The sequence below is a fragment of the Actinoplanes sp. NPDC000266 genome (assembly GCF_042899005.1).
GTDB lineage: Bacteria > Actinomycetota > Actinomycetes > Mycobacteriales > Micromonosporaceae > Actinoplanes.
Genome location: NZ_JBIAZI010000004.1, coordinates 836,081 through 857,814 on the forward strand (window position 1 = coordinate 836,081; position 21,734 = coordinate 857,814).

Annotated in this window: 22 protein-coding genes and 1 pseudogene; 5 read left to right on the forward strand and 18 right to left on the reverse strand. The window is 67.8% G+C overall.

The window, feature by feature from the left end:
* Window positions 1-148 precede the first annotated feature (148 nt).
* The 8 genes from ACFY36_RS20315 to ACFY36_RS20350 all read right to left on the reverse strand — a co-directional run bounded on the left by ACFY36_RS20315 (window position 149) and on the right by ACFY36_RS20350 (window position 7,971).
* On the reverse strand, window positions 149-1,786 hold the full coding sequence (locus tag ACFY36_RS20315) for an ABC transporter permease (protein ID WP_499747523.1): 1,638 nt from the start codon (window positions 1,784-1,786) through the stop codon (window positions 149-151).
* Window positions 1,783-2,679: an ABC transporter ATP-binding protein gene (locus ACFY36_RS20320; RefSeq protein ID WP_499747524.1), complete on the reverse strand. Its 897-nt coding sequence runs from the start codon at window positions 2,677-2,679 to the stop codon at window positions 1,783-1,785. Before ACFY36_RS20320 ends, ACFY36_RS20315 begins: the two co-directional genes overlap by 4 nt.
* A gap of 112 nt (window positions 2,680-2,791) precedes the next feature.
* Window positions 2,792-4,096: a Na+/H+ antiporter NhaA gene (gene nhaA, locus ACFY36_RS20325; RefSeq protein WP_499747568.1), complete on the reverse strand. Its 1,305-nt coding sequence runs from the start codon at window positions 4,094-4,096 to the stop codon at window positions 2,792-2,794.
* 130 nt (window positions 4,097-4,226) lie between these two features.
* Window positions 4,227-4,376: a hypothetical protein gene (locus tag ACFY36_RS20330; RefSeq protein ID WP_499747525.1), complete on the reverse strand. Its 150-nt coding sequence runs from the start codon at window positions 4,374-4,376 to the stop codon at window positions 4,227-4,229.
* A gap of 231 nt (window positions 4,377-4,607) precedes the next feature.
* Window positions 4,608-4,814 carry a hypothetical protein gene (locus ACFY36_RS20335; protein ID WP_499747526.1) on the reverse strand — a complete coding sequence of 69 codons (207 nt, stop codon included), beginning with the start codon at window positions 4,812-4,814 and terminating at the stop codon, window positions 4,608-4,610.
* A 294-nt stretch (window positions 4,815-5,108) separates the two neighbouring features.
* On the reverse strand, window positions 5,109-5,354 hold the full coding sequence (locus ACFY36_RS20340; RefSeq protein WP_499747527.1) for a hypothetical protein: 246 nt from the start codon (window positions 5,352-5,354) through the stop codon (window positions 5,109-5,111).
* Window positions 5,355-5,366: 12 nt separating this feature from the next.
* Window positions 5,367-6,413, reverse strand: coding sequence for a magnesium transporter CorA family protein (locus ACFY36_RS20345; protein ID WP_499747528.1), 1,047 nt, complete (start codon window positions 6,411-6,413; stop codon window positions 5,367-5,369).
* Window positions 6,414-7,137: 724 nt separating this feature from the next.
* Window positions 7,138-7,971, reverse strand: coding sequence for an alpha/beta hydrolase (locus ACFY36_RS20350; RefSeq protein ID WP_499747529.1), 834 nt, complete (start codon window positions 7,969-7,971; stop codon window positions 7,138-7,140).
* 149 nt (window positions 7,972-8,120) lie between these two features.
* On the opposite strand from ACFY36_RS20350, the gene ACFY36_RS20355 reads away from it, so the two are divergent.
* Together ACFY36_RS20355 and ACFY36_RS20360 are read left to right on the forward strand one after the other, a co-directional pair.
* Window positions 8,121-9,173, forward strand: a complete 1,053-nt coding sequence (locus ACFY36_RS20355) for a helix-turn-helix domain-containing protein (protein WP_499747530.1) — start codon at window positions 8,121-8,123, stop codon at window positions 9,171-9,173.
* 150 nt (window positions 9,174-9,323) lie between these two features.
* The gene (locus ACFY36_RS20360) at window positions 9,324-10,076 is read left to right on the forward strand and encodes a diguanylate cyclase domain-containing protein (protein WP_499747531.1); all 753 of its coding nucleotides are present in this window, start codon (window positions 9,324-9,326) and stop codon (window positions 10,074-10,076) included.
* A gap of 345 nt (window positions 10,077-10,421) precedes the next feature.
* On the opposite strand, the gene ACFY36_RS20365 is transcribed toward ACFY36_RS20360, so the two are convergent.
* The 6 genes and pseudogenes from ACFY36_RS20365 to ACFY36_RS20390 all read right to left on the reverse strand — a co-directional run bounded on the left by ACFY36_RS20365 (window position 10,422) and on the right by ACFY36_RS20390 (window position 14,146).
* Window positions 10,422-10,865 (reverse strand): hypothetical protein, encoded by a 444-nt coding sequence (locus tag ACFY36_RS20365; RefSeq protein ID WP_499747532.1) that lies wholly within the window; start codon window positions 10,863-10,865, stop codon window positions 10,422-10,424.
* An 825-nt stretch (window positions 10,866-11,690) separates the two neighbouring features.
* The gene (locus ACFY36_RS20370; protein ID WP_499747571.1) at window positions 11,691-11,843 is read right to left on the reverse strand and encodes a hypothetical protein; all 153 of its coding nucleotides are present in this window, start codon (window positions 11,841-11,843) and stop codon (window positions 11,691-11,693) included.
* Window positions 11,844-12,010: 167 nt separating this feature from the next.
* Complete coding sequence (locus tag ACFY36_RS20375; RefSeq protein WP_499747533.1) at window positions 12,011-12,460, reverse strand: alpha/beta fold hydrolase; 450 nt, start codon at window positions 12,458-12,460, stop codon at window positions 12,011-12,013.
* Between the two features lie 70 nt (window positions 12,461-12,530).
* A pseudogene (locus tag ACFY36_RS20380) lies at window positions 12,531-12,806 on the reverse strand (epoxide hydrolase N-terminal domain-containing protein); the annotation flags it as partial.
* An 82-nt stretch (window positions 12,807-12,888) separates the two neighbouring features.
* Window positions 12,889-13,323: a hypothetical protein gene (locus ACFY36_RS20385; protein ID WP_499747534.1), complete on the reverse strand. Its 435-nt coding sequence runs from the start codon at window positions 13,321-13,323 to the stop codon at window positions 12,889-12,891.
* 475 nt (window positions 13,324-13,798) lie between these two features.
* Window positions 13,799-14,146, reverse strand: coding sequence for a sensor histidine kinase (locus ACFY36_RS20390; RefSeq protein ID WP_499747569.1), 348 nt, complete (start codon window positions 14,144-14,146; stop codon window positions 13,799-13,801).
* Between the two features lie 507 nt (window positions 14,147-14,653).
* Here ACFY36_RS20390 and ACFY36_RS20395 point away from each other — a divergent pair.
* A complete protein-coding gene (locus ACFY36_RS20395) occupies window positions 14,654-15,061 on the forward strand; it encodes an STAS domain-containing protein (protein ID WP_499747535.1) in 408 nt (135 codons plus the stop codon).
* A 181-nt stretch (window positions 15,062-15,242) separates the two neighbouring features.
* Window positions 15,243-16,040 (forward strand): RNA polymerase sigma factor SigF, encoded by a 798-nt coding sequence (locus tag ACFY36_RS20400; RefSeq protein ID WP_499747536.1) that lies wholly within the window; start codon window positions 15,243-15,245, stop codon window positions 16,038-16,040.
* Window positions 16,041-16,213: 173 nt separating this feature from the next.
* Here the strand turns inward: ACFY36_RS20400 and ACFY36_RS20405 are convergent, their stop codons facing one another.
* Window positions 16,214-17,689, reverse strand: a complete 1,476-nt coding sequence (locus ACFY36_RS20405) for an aminotransferase class I/II-fold pyridoxal phosphate-dependent enzyme (RefSeq protein ID WP_499747537.1) — start codon at window positions 17,687-17,689, stop codon at window positions 16,214-16,216.
* 385 nt (window positions 17,690-18,074) lie between these two features.
* Window positions 18,075-18,905 (reverse strand): DnaE2-dependent mutagenesis accessory factor ImuA', encoded by an 831-nt coding sequence (gene imuA', locus ACFY36_RS20410; RefSeq protein ID WP_499747538.1) that lies wholly within the window; start codon window positions 18,903-18,905, stop codon window positions 18,075-18,077.
* A 224-nt stretch (window positions 18,906-19,129) separates the two neighbouring features.
* On the opposite strand from imuA', the gene ACFY36_RS20415 reads away from it, so the two are divergent.
* Window positions 19,130-19,534, forward strand: a complete 405-nt coding sequence (locus ACFY36_RS20415) for a TSCPD domain-containing protein (protein WP_499747539.1) — start codon at window positions 19,130-19,132, stop codon at window positions 19,532-19,534.
* A 202-nt stretch (window positions 19,535-19,736) separates the two neighbouring features.
* Here ACFY36_RS20415 and ACFY36_RS20420 read toward each other — a convergent pair whose 3' ends face one another.
* Together ACFY36_RS20420 and ACFY36_RS20425 are read right to left on the reverse strand one after the other, a co-directional pair.
* Window positions 19,737-19,928 carry a hypothetical protein gene (locus ACFY36_RS20420; protein WP_499747572.1) on the reverse strand — a complete coding sequence of 64 codons (192 nt, stop codon included), beginning with the start codon at window positions 19,926-19,928 and terminating at the stop codon, window positions 19,737-19,739.
* 365 nt (window positions 19,929-20,293) lie between these two features.
* Window positions 20,294-21,208, reverse strand: a complete 915-nt coding sequence (locus ACFY36_RS20425; RefSeq protein ID WP_499747540.1) for a pentapeptide repeat-containing protein — start codon at window positions 21,206-21,208, stop codon at window positions 20,294-20,296.
* Window positions 21,209-21,734 lie beyond the last annotated feature (526 nt).

A 21,734-nucleotide genomic window follows, 5' to 3' on the forward strand; every position in this document is an offset into this window, starting at 1 on the left:
GTCTGCGCCGCGGCCGGGACGGTCGTCGTCCTGATAGCTCCTTGGCGGCGCTGGGGTGACGGCAGGTCCTGGCGCGGTTGCTGAAGGCGTCGGGGCGAGCGCTGACGTTGGGCGGGGCAGGTATGCGGGGTGCCGGCCTGCCCGGGGTTCAGGAACGCAGGTCGCGGTGGCGGTAGCCGCCCAGGCCGATGATGGTCAGCACGGCCGCTGCGGCGATCATGATCGTCGCAGCGGTGAGGTTGGGGCCGGTCAGCGGCACCGGTGCCAGATGGGCGAACGGGGAGATGTCTTTGGCCCAGCCTGGTGCGGCGGTGCTCTCGGCGATGACGAGCAGCAGGAACCCGCCGACGCTGGGCAGGGAGCCGAGGAGCCCGGTCAGGCGTGGCAACCAGCCGGCGGCGAAGACTGCCGCGCCGAGGCTGAGCAGCACGATCGGCAGGACGTTCCAGACACCGCGCAGTGCCGCGCCGACGGCGAGTTGCCCGCTCATGGCGGTAACACCGGCCCAAGTGAGCAGGCCGGCACCGGTGACCAGGATGGCTGCGGCCGTGGCGGTGACGGCGGTTTCGGCGCCCAGCAGCCGGATGCGGGTGACGGGGCCGCTCGCGAGCGGGGTCAGCCGGCGGTCGGTTTCGGCAGTGACCAACTCTGCGATGCGGACCGCGGTGAAGACCCCGGCGGGCATGGCGAGCAGCGCGAACAGGGTGGCGGTGAACCCCGTGGTGCTGCCGAGAGCGTCGAAGCCGGCCTGTGCGGCTTGGCCGGCCAGGGCGGGGTTGTCGCGCAGGAATTCGGTGACCGACACCGCCGTCAACCCGATCAGCAGGTAGTAGGCGCCGATGCCGATCATCCAACCGGTCAGCGGCCGCAACACCCTGCGGACGGCGAAAGTCTCCACGCTGGCCAGCAGACGTGTACGTGGGCGCCGCCCGGCGGCGGGCGCGAGCAGACCGCCCTGAACGTCACGCCGGCAGGCGGCGGCCAGTGCTGCGGCGGTGATCAGAGCGGTAGCCGTCGCCAGCAGCGCCAAGGGCAGGACACGGTTGTGGACGTAGGGGCTGCTGAGCGCGAGCAGCCCGAACGGTGACAGCCAGTGCAGCCAGCTGAGGGCGGCGACGCCGTCGCCGATCATGCGGGTCAGCAGGCTGACACCCACCACCGCGACCGCCGTGCCGGTCGCCGGGGAACGGGCAGGAAAGACTTGAGCGGTCAGCGTGGCGACCGCAGCGAAGAACATGCCGAGCAGCCCGGTGCCGGCGCCGTGGATGATCGCCCCGGTCGGCGGGGTGCCTGCTATCAGCAGGACAGCCGTGATGGTGGTCGCGGTGGCGGCCGCGACCACCATCACGGCAGCTAGGTGGCGGATCACCGCGTCGCGCAGCGGCAGGCGACCGGACAGCAGCACATCCCAGCGGCCGGCGTCCTCCTCGCCACGGGTGATCCGGGTGACGGCCAGGACCGACCAGATCCCCAGCAGGACGGCGAAGACGGTGCCGATCCGCCAGACTGTGAAACCGCCTGCGGTGTCCAGACCCATGGGCGCGCCGAACAGCGTACGGATCGCCGGGTTCGCGGCCAGCGACTGAAGACCGCGGGCCGCCGCCGGGTCTGCGATCACCTGCGCATAGCTGGCAGCCACCACGGCCGTCATACCAGCAGCCAGGCCGGTGACGATCAGGCCGCCGCGCCGGACCTGCCGTACCGCCAGCCACCAGACGGCGCGGCCCGGCGCCGGGTCGGTGACGATGCTGACAGTGGTCGATGCGGGCAGGGCGTTGGTTTTCACCGGGACGCCTCCTGCCGGCCGTAGTAGTCGAGGAAAATCTCCTCCAGGCTCGGTTCCCGCACCGCCAAGGCGGTGACCTCGACGGCGGCGAGCGCCTGTAGCGCCGGGGCCGGTGTTCCGGTGAGGGTGAACCGCAGATGACCGTCCCCGGCGGGTTGAACCGCGCTGATCCCGGCGATCGAGGTCAGGTCGGGTGCGGAGCCGGTGTAGGAGATCGTCACCTCGGAACGGTGCAAGCCTCGAAGCTCGGCGATCGTGGACACCTCGACCAAGTGGCCGGCGCGCAGGATCCCGACCCGGTCGCAGACAGCGTCGACCTCGGCCAACTGATGGGAGCTCAGAAATACCGTCTGCCCGCGGTTGCGGGCGTCTCGGACAGCGTTGCGGAACTGCTGTTCCATCAGCGGGTCCAGGCCGCTGGTCGGCTCGTCGAGCACCAGCAGCGGAGCCCGCGTGGCGAACGCGGCGATCAGCGCGACCTTCTGCCGATTGCCCGTGGAGTAGGTCCGGGCAGGTTTCGATGGGTCAAGGGCGAACCGTTCGACGAGTTCGTCGCGGTAGGTGATGTCGGTGCCGGGCCCGGTCTGGGCCTGCAGGTGCAGGACTTCGGCGCCGCTCAGTTGGGGCCACAAAGCCACATCGGCCGGCACGTAGGCCAGGTGCCGGTGCGCTTGGGCCACGTCGGCGGCGTTGACGCCGAACACCTCGGCCCGCCCGGTGCTCGGCCGGGCCAGGCCGAGCAGCAGCCGGATGGTGGTGGACTTGCCGGCGCCGTTGGGGCCGAGGAACCCGAACACCTCACCCGGCACAACATCCAGATCCAGGGCGTCGAGGGCGGTAAGGCGGCCGTAACGTTTCGTCAGCTGGACGGCGCGCAGCGCGGGAACGGTCATCGCGGGATGCCTTCCGTGTCGGGGCGTGATTCAATGACCGCCGACCAGACTTCCCGGCACACCTACAGCTCACCGTACGCCTGTCCCGCCCTGGGTGGGAAGGCCCTGCGGGTCAGCGGCGTACGGGGTCGTCGTCCCACACGTCGGGAATGCCGTCGGCGTCAGCGTCGACCGCCTCCGCCGCACACTGCTGCCGGTAATGGCGGTTGCGGCCGCGTAGCACCACCATGGCCAGCAGCGCCGAGATCAAGGATCCGACGAGGATGCCGATGCGGGCGTGTTCGTCCTTCTCACTGCCGACGCCGAACGCGAGCTCGCCGATCAGCAACGACACGGTGAACCCGATCCCCGCCAGCAGCGCCAGACCGAACACATCCCACCAGCTCACCCCCTCGCCGAGGGTCGCGCGGGTGAACCGTTGCACCAACCACGTCGACCCGAGCACGCCGACGCATTTACCGACCACCAACCCGAGGACGATTCCAATGGTGACCGGGTCGCGTAGCGTCTCGCCGAGCCCGCCGGCACCGGCGACGGACACTCCGGCGGCGAAAAAGGCGAAGACCGGCACCGCGAACCCGGCCGAGACCGGCCGCCACCGGTGTTCGAAGTGCTCCGCCAGACCGTGCCCGTCGCCGGGGAGGCGGCGGATCACTGGCACCATGAAGCCGAGCAGCACCCCCGCGACCGTGGCGTGCACCCCGGAGGCGTGCACCAGCGCCCACGTCGCCGCGGCCAGAGGCAGCAGCAGCCACCAGGAGCGGACCCGCCGCTGCACCAGCATCGCGAACAACCCCAATGGCGCCAGGGCGGCGACCAATGGCAGCAGGCTCAGGGAACTGGTGTAGAACACCGCGATGATCAGAATCGCGAGCAGATCGTCGACCACCGCGAGAGTGAGCAGAAAGGTGCGCAACGCAGCAGGCAGATGCGTGGAGATCACGGCCAGCACGGCGAGCGCGAACGCGATGTCGGTAGCGGTCGGCACCGCCCAGCCCCGCAACGACCCGCCCGTCATACCGCCGTTGACCGCCACATAAATCAGCGCCGGTACGGCCATGCCACCGACCGCGGCAGCGACGGGCAGCACCGCGCGTCGCGGATCACGCAGGTCCCCGGCCACGAACTCGCGTTTGAGCTCGAGACCGGCGACGAAGAAGAAGATCGCCAGCAGCCCGTCCGCGGCCCACTGCGCCAACGTCAGATCGAGGTGCAGCGCATGCGGGCCAACCTTGAATGCGACCAGGTCCTCATAACCCGACGACCACGGCGAGTTCGCCCAGATGAGCGCCAGCACCGCGGCGGCGAGCAGCAGCGCCCCGCCGACGGTCTCGGTGCGCAGGATGTCGCCGATCCTACTGACCTCCGGCCAGCTACCCCGGCCGAACAGATGACGGTGAGGAGGCGGTGTCGAGATCACAGGAGCTCCTTACGGAAAGACGGGCACGGCGAAGACATCGCCGACCAGGCTTCCCGGCACACCTGACTCAGAACCTACCGTGCCGCGCCAATCACGGCAGCGATTGACCTCACCTGCCACCCGAGGTTTACCGACGGCCGAGCACTTCCTGCTCCAGCAAGTCGACCGCGGCCTCGGCCCCGTTCTCAGCGCGGACGTTCTCGCCCAATCGGCGTGCCGCGTCGCTCACCGTCGGGTCGCTGACGGCGCGGCGGATCGCGGCGGCCAGCGCGGGCACGGTCAGGCGAGCCTGGGCGATCGGTGCCTGAGCGACACCGAGCCGGCGGCAAACACACCGCGAACCACGGCCATCCGCAACGCCTGCCCGACCTCCCCGGCGGCGGCCGCCGGATCTGGGCCGGCCATGCTACCGAAACCGACGAAGACCAGCGGCTCACCGCCGTCTGCCACAGGCAGCTCGCGCTCCGGGTGCGAACGTCCGCGAGGACCCGATCGAGGCTCGCGCTCCTCAATGAGAGGAGCGGATGTTGCCGGAGTCGGCTCGATCCCGCAGCCGGCCACGCAGGAGCCCTAACGCAACGCCGTACAAGGGCAAACCGGCGAAGTACAGATGCGACGGCGTCGCATCGAACAGATAGCTCATAGTGAGCAGCGCCATGGCGTAGACGCATCCGACGCCGACGAGGATTCCCCACAGGACGCGCGATCGAGTCACACGCCTCAGTCTATGCGCATACTGCTTCCCGCTGCGCCGATCGATTTCCGTGAGCGTCGATGGCCGTGTCGTCTGTCCCCTCCGCTCTCGCAGCCAGGCTTTGAACCTCTGCTGTCGGCTGACTGCGACACGTACGCCCGGTGTCCAGGACGTCCGGTGGCGCCGCCCGGGGGTGACCGCGCTGACTTCACCGGTGCTCCACCGCAGCCGGGGATGCAGATACGGCCGCCGTCCACCGAGGTCTCGCCATATCCCTCCAACGGGCGAACCCCGAGCCTGACTCCTTACGCCACCTCAAGAAAGCGAACCGTCGGCGGCGTTCTTGTTGATCAATGATGGCGAGTGGGCGACATAGATGACCTGGTCGGCGTGGACGCGGTCGTCGGGTACCGCGAATTTCTCCAGTGCCCGTACCAGGTCCCGCTGGCTGGAGTTCGACAGGTAGGCGTCGTGTTCGTCCATGAGCAGGAGCTCGTCGCGGTCCTCGGCCGGTCGGTGGGCTTTGAGCGGGACGAAAGTGAGCGAGTGGATCGAGCTCAAGGCGTTACTGCACTACAGCCAGCCGCGATATTTGAATGCTCGGTGCAGAGCCACGCCGGAGGCGACCATGAGCAGCAGCGCGAACGGGTAGCCGAGCATCCAGTGCAGTTCGGGAATGTGGTCGAAGTTCATCCCGTACACCGCGGCGACCAGCGAGGGCGCGAAGAAGATGGCCGCCCACCCGGAGATCTTTTTGACCTCCTCGTTCTGGGCGTAGCTGGCTTCGGTGAGCTTCTGCACTTCTTCGTTCTGCGCCTGTGCGGTCGCGGTGGCCTGAATCGTCAGGATGCTCTGGTAGAACTCGATGACTCCTTGGAGGTACTCGCGTTCGCCGTCGGCCAGTCGCCGTACCCGCACGAACTGGTCCTCGGTGTCGGTGACGAACTCCCGGTCGTCGGCGGGCAGGCCCGCCAGCGAGGTCATGCGGGCGTAGATCGCCCCGCTGAGCGCGGCCATCGTGCGTACGGCCAGCAGACCGTGCCGGGCCTGGAACAGCTCGGTCAAGAACGCCTCCGGCTCGCTCACCTTGCCGCCGGTGACCTGCTGCTCGAGACGCCACACGTCCGCGGTGATGTGCTCGATGTACTCCTCCTGGTTGCGGGCCATCGCCGCCACGATCGCGTGCGACAACGCGAACGGCGACGCCGGTTGTGAGCGCCCCTTGGCGATGCGGCCGAGCGCCGAAGCGGTCTCGCGGTGGGCCGCCTCCCGGCTGACCGCCGGGTTGTTGGGCCCGTGCACCGTGACCAGGTAGTTGTGCCCGATGAATTGGTCGAGCTCCAGGTAGTGCACGTGCCCGCGCGCGCCCCGTTCCGGTGCGTGCAGCACCACGAACACGTGGTTCTCGTACGCGTGCATCTTCGGCACCCGGTTGCGCTCGAGGCAGTCCTTGACCGCCAGCGGGTGGAACCCGAACACCTCCGAGAGCACCTGACCGGTGTGCGGGGTGCCGGCGTCGAGGTCGACCCAGACGAACCCGTCGGTGCGGGTGAGCAGCCTCCCGATGTCCTGCGGATCGTGCTTCTCGATGCCCTCGGCGGTGATCATGTGAACGTCCACGCGGTCAGCATGCGGCATAGCGGCTGTCGCGTCCTTACCGGCCCGGGTTGGCTGGCGGGCCGCGTCAACACGTCATCAACGTCGAAGCCTCCCGCATATTCAGGCCGTCAACAATCCTGGGCGCGCTCGCTCAGCGCAGCTGTGATGACGGTTTCCGGCCGTACTGCAGCCGTTACCGACGTCGATGTATTGCAGCTCGGGAATGAGCTGGCGGGCGCTGGGGCGGGCGACGTTGTCCAGCAGGTCGTCGGCGTACCAGCCGGCGCGGCCGCAGCCGGCCTGGATTGGCCACGGCCACACCCGTGCGGGGTCGGCTGTGATGGTGATGGCGCGGGTGGTGCGGTACTGGGCGGAGGAGGCAGTGCGTCGCCGGGCATCGCGGCGGCGACCTCCGCCGGCGTCGCGCCGAAGTGCGATGCCCGCGGCACGGCAGCGGCGCTGTGAGGAACTGCGATGACGTCGCGCAATTGGCAAGCCAGATCGGCCGCGGGGGTGTCCAGCGAACGCTTGCCGGGCGGGTGTCGGGCATCAGAGGTCACCGCCGGGTTGTCCGCCGGCTGCAGTCCGGGCGAGCCGGTCGCGATAGCGGGTCAGGGCGAGCTCGGTTGAACCTGCTCCCGGGCGGGCTCAAGCCGGCCGGTTCCGGGCCGCTTCTCTTCCCGTGAGAGTCCCGGCGCAGTGCCATTGGATCCGGGGCAGGACCGCGCGGACATGCCCAAGGTGCTTAGAGGAAGCGTTTGATGAAAGTGAGCGCGGTGTCGCAGACCTCGCGCCAGCCGTGGTCGATGGTCAAGGAGTGTCCGCGGCCGGGGATCTCGATGATCTCGGTGTGGCCCGGGTTGTTCTTCTGCTGTTTGTAGGAGGCGTTGGCGATGGCCCAGGGCACGGTGTGGTCCTTCTCACCGGAGATGATCAATAGTGGGCCGCGGTCGGGGTTGCCGGTGTCGACTTTGACCTCGGTCCACGGGTTCAGGTTGGCGGTGGCGGCCTGGAACAGCGGCTCGCCCGAAGCGGGCACTGCGAACGTCTCGTACAGTGGCCGCGCTTCGTCTTCACTGACGGCGTTGGCGAAGCCGTACCGAAATTGGTCGTAGGTCAGCGGTACCGCGCGGTGGTAGTTGGCCGGGTTACCGATCACGACGCGGGCCACGCGGAGCGCGGAGATGGGCTGGGGCAGCACGCCGCGGAACGGGGCCGGGTCGATCGCCACCGATGCGGCGGACAGGCCTCGGCCGGCGCTGATCTGGGTGAGCAGGCCGCCGAAGGAGTGGCCGATGATCGCGGGTTTGCGGTCGAGTTTGCCGATGAGGTCGCAGAAGTGGTCGGCGACCTGGCCGACGCTCTTGTTGGCGAACACCTCGGGATGGGCGTTGGCTTGCTCGACGGTGTCCGGGTCGTCCGGCCAGCCGGGCACGATCGGCGCGTATCCGGCGGCGAAGACGTCGGCCCAGCGCTGCCAGCTGCTGGGCAGTAGCCACAGGCCATGGATGAACAGCACCGGCGGCTTTCCGCTGGCGTTGGCGGCCTCGATCTGGGCCAGGTCGCTCTGCATGCTCATGTCGATTTTCCCCTGTAGCGGTGGTGGGCGGGAGCAGATTAGGCAGCGGACGGACGCAGGGAGTTGGCGTGGGCGCACAGTTCATGACCGTCCGGGACCGGTTCCGGTGAGCCGTTGTGCGCGGGCGCACCCCGTGTCACCGTGATGGCGTGCAGCCGACGCTCGATACCCGCGCGCTGGCCCCACCCGAGCGTGCGGAGGCGATCCGTTCGCTGGTGTGGGGCAACGTCGTACGAGTCGAGATCGACCATCATGTGCCGGCGCCGGACATGGTGGTCTCGCTGACGCTGGGCAACTGCGGTGATCTGGGCGTTTGCGCGACCCGGGCAACGGCGACCACAGTTCGCCGTACGCCCAAGTTGGCACGCGAGGACACCGAACCGATGGTGTTCCTCAGCCTGCAACGCTCCGGCTGCAGCATCGTCGTGCAGCATGGCCGCGAAGCGGTACTCGGGCCCGGCGATTTCGCCGTCTACGACACCGCATCGCCGTACAGCCTGCTGTTCGCCGCTGGCATCGATGCCACCTTCTTCCGCCTTCCCCGCTCGGCCCTCGCCCTGCCCGATAACTCGGTCCGCGACATCTCAGCCGTCCGCATCGGCAGCACCAACCCGCTGGCGGGACTGACCTCGCAGTATCTGGCTCGTCTCGCCGACGATCCGGTCATCCTCAGCGGCGGATACGGCCCGGCTGCCGCGACGGCGACCATTGAACTGATCCGGGCCGCACTGACGGTGCAGCTCGGCAACGATCAGCTCAGCCGTGACCCGCTCGGCAACAGTCTCGCGTCCCGTGTCCTCGCCGACATGCGATCTCACCTCGCCGACCCGGAGCTGTCACCGGCGGCCGTCGCCTCCCGGCACCACATCTCCGTGCGCTACCTGCACCGCATCCTGCAACGCGAGAACATCCGCTTCGGTGAATGGGTGCGCCACAATCGACTGGAAAGGGCTCGCCGCGACCTCGCCGTCTCCGGCCACAGTGACACCCCGGTGGCCGTCATCGCTCGGCGCTGGGGCTTCACCGACGCCGGCCACTTCAGCCGGGCTTTCCGCGCCGCCTACGGCCTGAGCCCACGCGAATGGCGCTCCACCCACCAACAAGCCGACGCCCCGGCCAGCGGCCCGCAACGATGCGACTCCTGCTTCCTCGCCGGAACCGGCCGGCTCGCTATCCGCCGGGGGACGCCGTCTCAGTTGTGACACTGAACGTGGTCGCCAGCGGCTACCGACGGTTTGTGCGCACCTCGCGGATGACGCCGTGACACTCATTTCGGCCATCTTCCCGCCGATTTCCTTCCCGTGAGCCTTGCTGGCTCGCCAGGTGGCTGGCGTTGATCAGGAGAGATGCGGATGCGTTCCACCGCTGGTGCGACACCGTTGCCGCTCCTGGGCGAGGTGGCCCGCCCGATCGTGGTGGTCGATGTCGATACTCGTATCGAGCGGGTCGAGACGGTGCTGCGTGACGACCCGGCGGTCACTGCGGTGCTGGCGGTCGCCGGCGACGACGTCTTCCTGATCGATCGCGCCTACCTCGACGCGGTGCTGACCGGCCGGCTCGGTTTCGGGCGGGCACTGCTGCACCGCAGTACCCTTCGCGCACACCTGCCACCACCGGCACTCGTGCTGCCGTCGACGATGACCTGGGACGACGCCGCCCGGGCGGCGCTCGCCCGGCCGACCGGCCGCAAGGGGATCCCCGTCGTGGTCGCCTTCGACGACAGCCGGCTGGGCGTCGCCCCGGTCGGCCCGCTCGTCGACTTCCTCAGCGCCCGCACCCTCGGGCACGCCCACGGCGACGCCCTGGTCCAACAGGTCGCCACCGCACTCGATGGCGCCTGCGTACCCGGCACCGCGTTCCGGCTCGGCGGCGACGAGTTCGTCGTCCTGTTCAACCACATCGACGACCTCCCGGGCCGCGCCCGCCGCACCACGACGGCCGAACGCTTCACCGACGCCGCCCGCGCGGGAGTTCGTCGCGCAGTTCGATGTCGTCGCGGATATCGAGGTCGGCTCGCCGGTCAGCGGCCGCGCGGTCGTGGCCGATGCCGGCCATGGCGGGTGACGCCCTCGGAGATGAGCGGAGCGGCCTCCTTGGGCAGGTAGCCGAGACAAGCCCACTCGGCGGCATCAGTCTGCGGGGTGCCGGCCAGGATCCATTCCATGGCCAGTTCGGGGCTGTTGAGGTGAGGGGCGTGGGTGCGCAGGTGCTCGGCGTAGGCCGACCACTGCGCCAGCGTGATGTCCTGGGCGGCGAGCAACGGGCGACGCTGGGACCGATCCCGGCGGCGAGCCACGCCGCGGCCTCAACGGCAGGCATCGACATGTCGGAGAAATCGCGGGCTGCGCGAGGATATGTCATCGCTGGCGCGTCAGGGCGGTGTGCGCCCAGCCGGCGCAGCTCTGTCCGCATCTCGGTGAGGTAAGCCGGCAGCTGTTGAAGCAGGCCCATCACCGGTTGCCTCTCGGCGGACGGGCGGTGCGATCTTCCGCGATGAAGGGCTGCGGGCCTTGTGCCGTTGTGATCGGGTCGGCGTAGATGTCCGGGCCGTAGGCGGCGGCCTGATCGCGCAGAAAATCGGAGATCCACTGGTTAGCGGCCGCGAGCGGGTCCTGTCCCTGCTCGTAGGAGTAGATCACGACGTACGACATCATCTGGTTGTAGAAGCAGTCGTCGGTGGTGCGGCCGGACCGCCACGCCGCGGCCGCGTTCGCGAGGTGGGGCATGGCGTCGAGGAGCGCCTGCACACCGGCGCGTGCCTGCTCCCTGGTGAGGTCGACGGCGCCCATCGTGATGCGCAGGCGGCTGCCCTCTGAGGCGTACGGGATGTCGAACTGCAGCCAGCCCCAGAGCTCCAATGTCAGCATGACGGCCAGGCTAACCCGCTGCGGCATCAAGTTCTCCCCTGCCCGCCGGCCTACGCCGTCCGGCGACGGCAGTCCCCAAGGGACGGCCGAATTGCATGCCGTCGAACGGGAGGCACCGGGCGGGCGGGAACGCCGGACGCCCTTGCTCGACTCCGCCAGGATTCTGATTGGCGGCGATCACCGAGCATCTGACCGCGTCGACCGCTCCTACCGGCAACGCGCCGTATGCGTTCGGGCATCATCACCGGTAGGCGCGCCGCCCCTCAAGCTGCAGCTTGACTAGTCACAGGAATACCTGTCACACAGCTACCCCCGGTGGATCAGGTGCGCGAACGGCCCGATATCCTGGGTCGGCAATCCCATCTGCCACTTCGGAGCGGCGGCTCTCCCCTCAGAGTCGCTAGAGCAGCTAGCGCTCACCTTCGAAATGGTTGAGGGGAGGTGGTTACACGGTGCGTGAAGGGCCAAGGAGCGTCGCTCAGCCCGATCCGACGCCGGGTGATGAACTCACCTGGCTGGTGGCCGGTATAAATCTGGCGACGCTGCTACTGGAGCTCGCTCGTGCCAGCGGCCTGGTCAACTAGCTAGCCGACCAGGCCACCGACCACCAAAGGGGGCGCTTCCGGCCTCGCCTGCCCAGGTGATTTCGGCCGGGGGCGTCCCATCTACTCCGAGCACCCAGCGGGCCGGAGAGCTTGACCAAATACGTGCTTCGGGTCTGAGGCGCAGAATACCCGATCGAAAAGGGCTTACAGATTCTGTCGGTACTCGTGATCGGGTAGTAGCCACGAAGCCGGGGCGCCCGCGCTTTCGCGCCGAGCTACACCAGCAATCCCGCAACGCAGGCCCGCGTTACGCAGCCGGGTCGATCTGGCGCAGTGTCTCCATTCGGATGCCGCGGCCGCCCAGTAGGTCCTCGACGCCGTTGAGGTCCAGGCCTTCCACCACGTTCTCGCCGTTGAGCACGCGGAACGACTCGCCACCCGCGCGGCTGATCACCTCCACGCGCCATCGTCCGTCTGGTGTCACCATCGCGCCCTGCACCTCAGTTCCGAGCGAGCGCGGCGCAACGTAGACGGCCCGATGGACCGGTGGAGTGGCAATATTTCGTAAGCTCGTATTCCCGGGTGCGCCCGCGTTTGGGATGGGAGTCGGCTGGTCGCCCCGGCAGTTCAGCTGCCGACGGTTCGGGTCCAGGCGGCTGTAGCGGTTTGGACAGCGTCCCAAGGGCTGCTCAGCGGTGGGGTGTAGGAGAGGTCGAGGTCGGCGATGTCCGCGACGGTGGCGCCGTAGCTGATCGCGGTGGCGTAGGTGTCGACGCGCTTGGCGATTTCGGCGCCGTGACGGCCGAGGACCTGCCCGCCGAGGAGCCGCCCGGTGGTGCGGTCGAGGGCGAGGTAGCGGCTGACCGAGCTGCCGATGTCGCCGCCGGCCACCCCGAACGCCGGGTAGCCGGCCACGGTCATCAGCTCGGCGAACAGCCCGGCCACCGCGACGGCGTCCAGCGGCGCGCCGACCGGGCGGTCCGAGTGCCCGAACCCCGGCATGTCCGGCACGACCACGTCGAACGCGTCGGCCGGGTCGCCACCGTGCGCCCCGGGATCGGTCAGCAGTGGCAACACCTTTCTCGTAGCGCCAGGAAGAGTCCGGCCAGCCGTGGCAGAGGATCAGCGGCAACGCGGGACCACCCGACGCGACAGACCGAGCATGCAGGAACACGATGCCCAACCCGTGGATGGCTGACCGGAAGCGCGGCAACCGGGCCAGCGCCTGCTCCTGGGCCGGCCAGTCGAACTCCTCGGCCCAGTATCCGACGAGCTCCCGCAGGTAGCTGAGATCGACCCCAGTGACCAGCCGGCGTCCTCGGGTGCGCTCGATCATGACGATCTGGCCGCCCGTCCGATAGTCGCTGGCACCGCCGTCTCTCCTCTGCGGCGACGCGCAGCAGAGGAAAAGAGACGAGTCCATCGCGGCGCGCGCCGTCCGCTGCGGCCCCCGCCCTACGGCACCTCACTCAACAGACACAGGCGTCTGAACCCCGAGGCGCCCGCTAGCTGCCAGGACAGATGTACTTTTTCACGACCAGGTTGATCTTTTTTGCGGTGGCGTTTCCAAAGCCCTCCGGATGGTCCGGGGACGTGAAGCGGGAGTTGGCGAACTTGAGCACCTTCGCCTCGTCGTCGGTGAACTCTTTGATAGATACGCACTGGTCACGGCCACGGTCGATGATGCGGTCCAGGTCTTTGTCGCCGACGATGTCCGGGTTGATCTTCCTGAGAGCTGCAATGTAGGCAGCTGCCGTCTTGTCGTCCGGCTTCGGCGGGATCCCAGCGGCCTTCTCGGCAGCGGCGATCGCGTTGGCCTTCGCCTGCGGTGATGTGGTTGTAGGGATCGCCTCAGGTGCCTGTTCGGTGTCCCCGCATCCGGCCAACACGCCAGCAGCCATCATCGCGGCAGCACTGAACCAGATCCGACGTACTCGCACACCCGTCCCCCGACTCCTTAGTGGACAACAGCTGAGCACGGTACGGCCCAACGGCAAGGAATGGGACGGACAAACGGTCCGCTGCCAAGGACCGCATGACGCCCGCAAGTACCCGAATGCACGGCGCCGCATGCTCGGGCGGGCGCTCGTGGCTCTACCACCAGCCGCAACTCGCTGTGCTGGTCCATGGCGGCGCATACGGCGCCTGTCGCGCACCCGCACGCTCAGCGTTCGGCTTGGAGAAGGCGAGCACCTACCAGCACCGCTTGATCACTTTCGACCAGCTCGCCGCCGACCTTGGCTGCCTGACGCCGGCAGGTGAGCCCGCCGTGTATCGAGATCCGTACCGACCTGTAGTCCGCTGGCTTCAGCCACCCGTCCGGCCCGCCTGCTCCCGGCGACGGACTGATCCGGCCACCATCGCTGCCGCTGAGGGCAGGCAGCACAACCAGGGCCCGCTGTATCGCCTGTTCCGCTACGGCAAGTCGTTCGGGTGCGGATCCGGTTTGCTGCGTGGGAGTTGAACGGTGAAGCAGGAGCCGGGTCCGCTGGTGTCGCTCAGGGCGATGCTGCCGTGGTGGCGTTCGATGATGGTGCGGGTGATGACCAGGCCGAGGCCGGTGCCGGGGATACGCCGGTCCAGGGCGGTGGAGGCACGGTAGAAGCGGCGGAACAGGTGCGGCCGTTCAACCTGCGGGATCCCGATGCCAGTGTCGGTGACCGTCCAGGTCACCGAGTCGGTGGTGGCGGTGATCGTGATGGTGCCGCCGGCCGGGGTGTATTTGATGGCGTTGGACAGCAGGTTGTCGGCGACTTGCCGCAGCCGGTGCGGGTCGGCGTAGAGCCGAGGAAATCCGGCAGCAGCACCGTCATGGTCAAGTTCTTCTCGGCGGCGGCGAGCTGATGAGCGGCCAAGGCCTCACGGAGGATGTTCCCGACGCGCGGCCGCCGACCTGCAACAACTCGTCGGCGTCGCACGGACCTGACAGGCAGTCCCTACCATCCGGCCGGTGCCACCGGGCACGGCCGCCGCAACCACCCACCCCAACAGGGTCGCGACCCGTGCCCCGTGGCGCAGAGCCCGGCCCGACGCCAGCCGCACGCGCATGATCCTCAGACTGTTGACGCAATCAGACGTGCTGGCCGCAGCGCCCCCGGCCCGAGGAACCCCTTTCGGTGCGGCATGGCCGATGTCTGGGCTTGGACTGGTAGCGGGCGTAGCGTGACGGTATTGCACCACGTCGGGTCCCGGCCCTCCCCAGGTCGTCTTCTCGGCCACTCGCCTGCACATGCGGGCGGGTCAGCGAGACGATCAGCGCCCGGAGGACCCATGACCGCGATCCGAGATCCCCAGAGACCGTCTCTGACCATTGCCCTGCAACAACAAACCGGCAGCCTGACCGTCATCACCGTGGCCGGGGAGATCGACTCAGGCAACCATGCCGAACTGCGGCGACAACTCGAAGCGCTGTTGCCCTCGACCGGTGGTGGCCGGGTCAGCCTCGATCTCAGCGACGTGACTTTTATCGGCTCCGCAGGCGTCCGAGCACTGCTCGAATGCCGCGACACCGCCGCGAGCCGGCAGATGCCGTTGACCATCAGCCTCGCCCACCACAGCGTCCGCCACGTCCTCAACCTTTGCGACCTCACCCACGAGTTCGGCCTACCGGCCACGCCCGAAGACAAGCAGGATCGTCCGCGATTCTGGGCGCCGTGGTGGAACCCCACCGCCCAATAACCATCAGCCCAGCGTACGGCCGCAGCCGGCAAGCCACGCACGCGGCCGCGTCGACCGCGCCTGATCGAGCGCCCGCGCCCTCCAGGTGAACAACAGGGACCTGTGGTTTGCCCCGGCCCTTGCGGCGGGCAGTAGGAGCCGGATCACACCCAGCCAGCCACCACAGGCCAGGAGCCGCTCCATGACGGTCATCACCGAGACAGCCCGCACCACCGACACCGGCACGATCACCGCAGCCGGCACGGATCCCAGCGAGCTGATCACGGCGATGGCCTGTCTGCCCGCCGACCACCCGGCACGGCCCGCCCTGCGCGACCGCGCTATCGAGGCCTGGCTGCCCATGGCCCGCCATCTCGCCCAGCGCTACTCCGGCCGCGGTGAACCCACCGACGACCTGTACCAAGTCGCCGTCGTCGGCCTGATCAAAGCCGTCGACCGGTTCGAACCCGAACGCGGCATCGACTTCGCCGGCTACGCCATCCCCACCATCATCGGCGAAGTCAAACGCCACTTTCGCGACCGCACCTGGTCCATCCGCGTTCCCCGCCGCCTGCAAGAACTCCGGCTGTCCATCACCGCCGCCAACGCCGCCCTCACCCACGACCTCGGCCGCTCCCCCACCGTCACCGACGTCGCCGCCCATCTCGGCATCAGCGAGGAAGACGTCCTCGAAGGACTCGAAGGCGCCCGCGCCTACAACGCCACCTCGCTGTCCACACCGGTCAATGCCGAAGGCACCACCGAACTGGGCGACACCCTCGGCGGCGACGACCACGAGTTCGAACTGGCTGAATTCCGTATCGCTCTCGGCCCGGCCCTGGCCACGCTCGACGACCGCGAACGCAAAATGCTGCACCTGCGCTTCTACGGCAACCTCACCCAAACCGAGATCGCCGAGCAGATCGGCATTTCCCAGATGCACGTGTCCCGGCTACTCGCCAAGGCCCTGACCAAACTCCGTGGTCAACTCGACGGCTGACAAGCAGTCTCTGCACGAAGCCACCTTGGTTCGGCATTGGCAACTCGCCCGTCCCATGCCATGACAGGCGCGGCCTGGCGCCGACGCGCTGTTCAGAAAATCCAGACGCCGCCCCCTGGGCCGCGCCCGGATGTCGCGAACCTCGCCCGCGGGCAGCAGGCGCCGGAGCGGCATCACCGGATGGTAGGTCTCAGAAGCGCCACGCGGATGGTGTCCAGGCTGGAATCGGCCGGGTCCGGTAGGACCATGCCGGCGTCCAGTCCGGAGCGCAGGTAGTCGAGGATGTCGGCGCTGATTCGCTCGCCGGGCAGCAGGGCGGGGATGCCCGGCGGGTACGGGGTGATCTGCTCCGCGCAGACCCGGCCGACCGCCTCGCTGATCGGCACCGTCTCGGTCTTGCCGAAGAACGCGTCGCGCGGGGTCAGGACGGGGTCGACGTCGAAGCTCGCCGGGTGAGGTAGGTGTACGAGCTTGGCCGTCGGCAACGTTGGTGCGGCCTCGGCCAGCCGTCCGATCGCCTCGACGAGCCGCTGGACGGTGCTCTGGTCGTCAGCTATCGACAAGGTGGCCAGGACCCGCCGATGGTCCGACAATCCCATGTCGATGCGGCAGTGCTCGCGTAGCCAGTCGGCCGCCTGGTAGCCGTTGATGCCCAGGCCGCTGACATCCATCAGGATCTGCAGCGGGTCGAGCTCGTGGCTGGCCTCGGCGCCGAGCAGCTCGCCGGTGACAATGTGTATCCCGTCGACGCGGTCCAACTCCTCGCGGGTGCGGCCGGCGAGCTCGATCGCCGCGGACAACAACCGGTGACCGTCCTGGACCATCTGCCGCCGCCAGGCGTCCAGGCCGGCATAGACGATGACACTGGGGCTGGTCGTCATCAACAGATCAGCGCACGCCGACAGATGATGGGCGTCGACCAGAGCACCCTGGGAATGCAGCACCGAACCCTGCTCGAAGCCGGTGCCCATCTTGTGCACGCTCACCACGCACACGTCGGCCCCGGCGCCCAGGGCCCACGACGGCAACCCCTCATGGAACGGCAGGTGCGCGCCCCACGCCTCGTCGACGATCAGCGGCTTGCCCCGGCGATGGCACACCTCAGCCAGCCCGGCGATGTCGGCGCACGTCCCATACGGGGTCGGGCTCACGATCAGCGCCCCCGACGCGCTCGGATGCCGCTGCCAGGCTTCCTCGAGCTGCTGCGGCGACGGCGGATGAGCCAGATGCAGGTTCTCGTCGTACTGCACATCCACCCAGCGCGGTTCCACACCGGTGAACACCAGCCCCGCCGTGACCGACTTGTGGGCATCACGACCGATCAGCAGCTCACCCTGCCCACCGGCGACGGCGAGCATGGCCGCCTTGACCGACAACGAACTACCTGCGGTCGAGAAGAACGACTGCTGCGCGCCGACCGCATCGGCCATCAACTCCTCCGCCCGGGAGAGGTAGCCGTGCGACGAGGACCGGTCGTCCAGCCCGGCTGAGGCCAACATGTCCGCCCGATAGGTAGCCGCGCCGAGGACCTCGAGAGCCCGCGGTTCGGCGCCGCGGCCCTGCCGGTGCCCCGGCGGGGCGAAGCCGTACCTGTCCTGCCGGTGGTAGTCGGCGACCGCCTCCACCAGTGGCGCCCGGCTGTGATCCAACGTCCGATGGTCCATGATCTCTGCACTACCACCCCCGCCGCCGCGCTAAACGATCAGCAGCCGAAGGCCACTCGATCCACGCCACTTCGACGTCACGCTGCTATCCGTTCAGTGATCTCGATCGCCGCGCTTGCCGTGCGGGGGCATCACCGGAACTTTGCAGATCCCGGTGAGGGTGGCGAGCAGACCATACGAGGTGGTCCAAGCCCGACGCTGAATCGGTCCGCGACGAAGGCGACCGGATCAGGTCCAGTGAGATGGGATCAGATTCGATGAGAGCCCACACCAGTGACCCTCACAGAAGACCGCGGCGCAACCCGAAAGAGAGAACGGTCGGAAACTACAGACATGTAGTTCACCTGCGGCTTCGCGCAGGTGACGGCCCTTAGGTGACGGATGCCCACAGGTCCGGGTTCGCGTTCGCGGTCAGGCCCGCCCACGCGTCGGCCTCCCTGACTGGCGCCCGCAGGTCGCTTGGCGGCGGCTCGAGCGAAGGCGGCGGGAGAGGAACGGGCACGGAGGTGTCGCCCACCACGATGTCGGCGGTGCGAGGCCGGGCGGCTTTGCCGCGGCCCCCGGCCGTCACCGTGAGACGCTGCCGCTTAAGCCGGCCACGGCCCCGGCTCAGGCCTTCCCAGCGCCGGCCGGTCACCTCCAGAACGACGTCCGCCCCCGGCCAGCGCCGGGTCGGGACCAAGACCGCACCACGGTCTCGGGCGCGCGATTGCAACGAGCGGATCGTGCGCTCCGAGACATCGGCGGGGGCGTTCACCACGACCAGGGCGACCCCGTCGAGTAAAGCGCCCACCACGGTCGGCCAGTCCGGGCCGGGGTCGGGGACCAGCGCCAGCCGGTCCAGCGCCATTCGATGATCCTGCCCGGCTGCCAGCAGACCGAGACCGGGCAGCCCGCAGACCGCCGCGTACGCGCCGCTGCTCACCACAGCGGCGAGTAGCAGCAGGATCAAGCTGTGGGAGCCGACCGTGGCGACCGTGGCGCCGCGCCGTAATCCGGGCCAGGGCAGCAGCGGCTTGAGCCTGTCGTCAATCGGGAGCAGCCGCGAGGCGTCCTCGGTGATCTCGGTCTGTTCCGCCGGCTGCACGGCGTGGGCGAGCGCTGTTGTCGTGGCCCGGTCGAGGCTAGCCCGGTTGACAGTGTCGAGTACCCGGCGCACGTCGTCGGGGGTGGCGATGGCTCCGGCCCAACGACTACTCACGGCTGCTCCCCTCGGTTGATCTGCGAGGGGAAGACGCAGTAAGGCGGCGCCCGTCCGGGTTCGTGTCTCGCGAAAACACGGTATCGAACAAGCGTTCGAATCAAGTGTAGCCTGTTACTGGCGTGTCGGCCGCCAGCACGTCAGCGTTGGAGGCCTACGCTGCCTCTCACCACTTCATCTAGTGGGTCGAACCCATTGAAACTACTACTGATTGTGATCTGCTGATGTCGACCGAGATTCCGAACACCAGGCGCGCCTCCTCCGGACCGGTCTCGGACCGGCCGTCATCGGCGCGCCCCGCCGTTACCAGGTCCTTTCACTTAGGCGACGCCACGGGGACGCTCACTGTGGCCGGTCACGGCGATGGGACTCTCGCCGAGATCGGTCTGCGGGTCGGCAAGCACGGCTCCACTATCGCGGGGCTCAGCGAGGCGGTCGCTACTGCAGCGTCCCTCGCGTTGCAGCAGGGCGCGCCGTTCGCGGAGCTCGCCGCGCAGTGGCAAGGGATGCGCTTCGATCCGGCGGGCCCGACCAGCGACCCCGACATCCGGCATGCCGTCTCCCTGCCGGACTACCTCGCCCGCCGGCTCATCCACGACTTCCCCGCACCACCGGCAGACGCGTTCTAGAGCGGGGCGCATCCGGAGGCCGGTCGCGCTCGTGAGGGCCGGTCAGTTCATTGCCGCATGGCCCCGGTTCGCGCGTTTGGGGCGGCAGACGTTCGCGAGTGGCGGCATCGCGTCGTCGGCACCGCACTCGGTACTGGTGGTGAGAACCAGCACCACTGGCAGATCCTGACGGCGCTGGTCCAGACGATCACTCGCCTGCCGTTCAGGCAGCGTGCGGCATCAATCGGCTATGGGGCGTGAGCGCACGGGATCCGATAAGAATGCCGCCGCACAAAGAAATACGGTCGGTCAGTTCCAGTCCGCGGGCCTTGGCCTCGGCCACCATCGCCGCGGCCGCGGCCTGTTCGGGCGACAGCTGCCGCCCGTCACCTTCGGTTTCCTTCCGTTGACTCATAACGTTCAATGTCATCACTCACGGTGCCCATCCCGCCAGGTCTTCAGCCCGGCGTGTCGGGCCGGAAACACCGCTCCTGGCACAGTCCCGCCCAGGCAAGATGCGCGGTGGAGATCGTTAGCGAGTCGCGGCGGAGCATGACGAAGGCGAACCGGCTGCAGTCGGGGCAGCCTCAACCCGCCTTACCTGGAGATCCCGTCCAGCACCTCGGGTGATGGTAGATGACCATCTCGTTTCTCCAGCTCCCGGTGTGGCGGCGCACGCTCATGCCGATGTGAGTGCGTACCCCTTACCGCCCTTTGCGGTCTGTCTGAAACAGTCGGTACGCGGCTGCGATTCTATCGGGACTCCAGCGTCGAGATTCATCACGAGTAGTGGAGCTCATGAGCGTATCTCTCCTCGCAGGTCGCCAAGGCGTCTTTGCTGAGGGGGACAGGCGGTCGCACCGCATCGACAGGAAGTAGGGTCGCCGTATCGATGAGCGCACATTGCAGTTGCCAAGTTTCTATATCCGTATGCGTAAGGTCAGCGCCTCGCAAATCAGCGAAGGGCAGTGCGGCGTCCTCGAAAATTGTTCCGCCGAAATCTGCATCTCGCAGATCTGCGTGTGCGAGGTTCGCGTCGGCAAAGTTTGTCTTCTCCAGTTCTGCTTCCGTAAAGTCAGCCCTATATAGATTTGCGAACTGTAAGTCCACGTGCTCGAGCGATGCCATCGTGAAGTTGGCGTAACGCAGGTTTGACCGCCGCAGAATGGCGCTGTCTAGTTCGGCCCAGTGCAGGTAAGCTCCGGGCAGTGACATCCCAGCAAGATTCAAGCCCTGAAGAGCGGAGGAATGAGGCGGAAGTGCAAGGAACGATCCGGCCGTGTCTACCGAATGCTTCGGAGTGTTCGAGTTCGGGTGCTCAGTACGCTCCCCGATCACCACAACGGCTGCAATGACGTCTGGAGGCGAAGGCAGAGCGACGAGCTTGGCGGCGGGTCGCGTCGCATGTGTTCTCACGAACGCCGCGAGTATCTGAAGTATCGCACGTTCATCCTCCGGGAAATCGGTCATTAATCGCTGCAATGATACAATCGCTCCGATACGAACACTGAGCTTATCATTATCCTTCTGATCCTCTTGTCCCAGTTGTTCGACCGCATCGGTCAGTCGCTGCGCAACTTGCTGTTTTGTGGCGAGTTGCAGTTGCCTTGTGGCGGCGTTCTGGGCGGCATTGTTATTCCTATTGGTCTCGTATAGACCAACAGCAAGTACGAGAACGGTCAATATGCCGCCCACCGTTGTCCACCTCTGCCAAATATCCGGATTGCTGTTTGTTCTCGATACCCGCCGCTGTGTGGCTCGTCCTTGGACACGACTCTTTCGGCGACCGGCCGGGGGTGACCATGGCGAGTTGGATGTGTCGGCGCTTCGCCGCGCTGCTCGGGAGGCGGCTAGACGCTTGGTGAGACTGCGCATTCTTGATTGAATGTCTCCGCAGCTCTTCAGTCAGTCGATATCCCGACACCACCGAAGGTGCATGCTGAATCTCTTCATGCGCTGGTTCTCACGCCAGAGCCAACCGCGAGAAGTTTGCGTGTGTTTGTAAGAAAAGCTCGTTTTGTGTAGCGATTGAATCGGGCTGTCACAGTTGCTTAAACCGTATACTCACATGCCGCGATCCGCTCGCTACGGCGCGCGACGTCCCGTGCCGCAGCTAGACGTCGCGGACGTACCCGATGGGCGGGCACCCGAGCCCTGCCCCACGGCGATACGGGCTACCGCCTGAAGGTCTGCACCTGGCCCGCACCTGCACGACGTGGCG

Bases quoted from the DNA above. Each gene is read 5' to 3' on its own strand.
- ACFY36_RS20400 (WP_499747536.1), top strand. From the start codon at position 15,243: ATGACGGTCATCACCGAGACAGCCCGCACCACCGACACCGGCACGATC.
- ACFY36_RS20320 (WP_499747524.1), bottom strand. From the start codon at position 2,679: ATGACCGTTCCCGCGCTGCGCGCCGTCCAGCTGACGAAACGTTACGGC.
- ACFY36_RS20360 (WP_499747531.1), top strand. From the start codon at position 9,324: ATGCGTTCCACCGCTGGTGCGACACCGTTGCCGCTCCTGGGCGAGGTG.
- ACFY36_RS20395 (WP_499747535.1), top strand. From the start codon at position 14,654: ATGACCGCGATCCGAGATCCCCAGAGACCGTCTCTGACCATTGCCCTG.
- ACFY36_RS20415 (WP_499747539.1), top strand. From the start codon at position 19,130: ATGTCGACCGAGATTCCGAACACCAGGCGCGCCTCCTCCGGACCGGTC.
- ACFY36_RS20365 (WP_499747532.1), bottom strand. From the start codon at position 10,865: ATGCCGCAGCGGGTTAGCCTGGCCGTCATGCTGACATTGGAGCTCTGG.
- ACFY36_RS20350 (WP_499747529.1), bottom strand. From the start codon at position 7,971: ATGAGCATGCAGAGCGACCTGGCCCAGATCGAGGCCGCCAACGCCAGC.
- ACFY36_RS20420 (WP_499747572.1), bottom strand. From the start codon at position 19,928: ATGAGTCAACGGAAGGAAACCGAAGGTGACGGGCGGCAGCTGTCGCCC.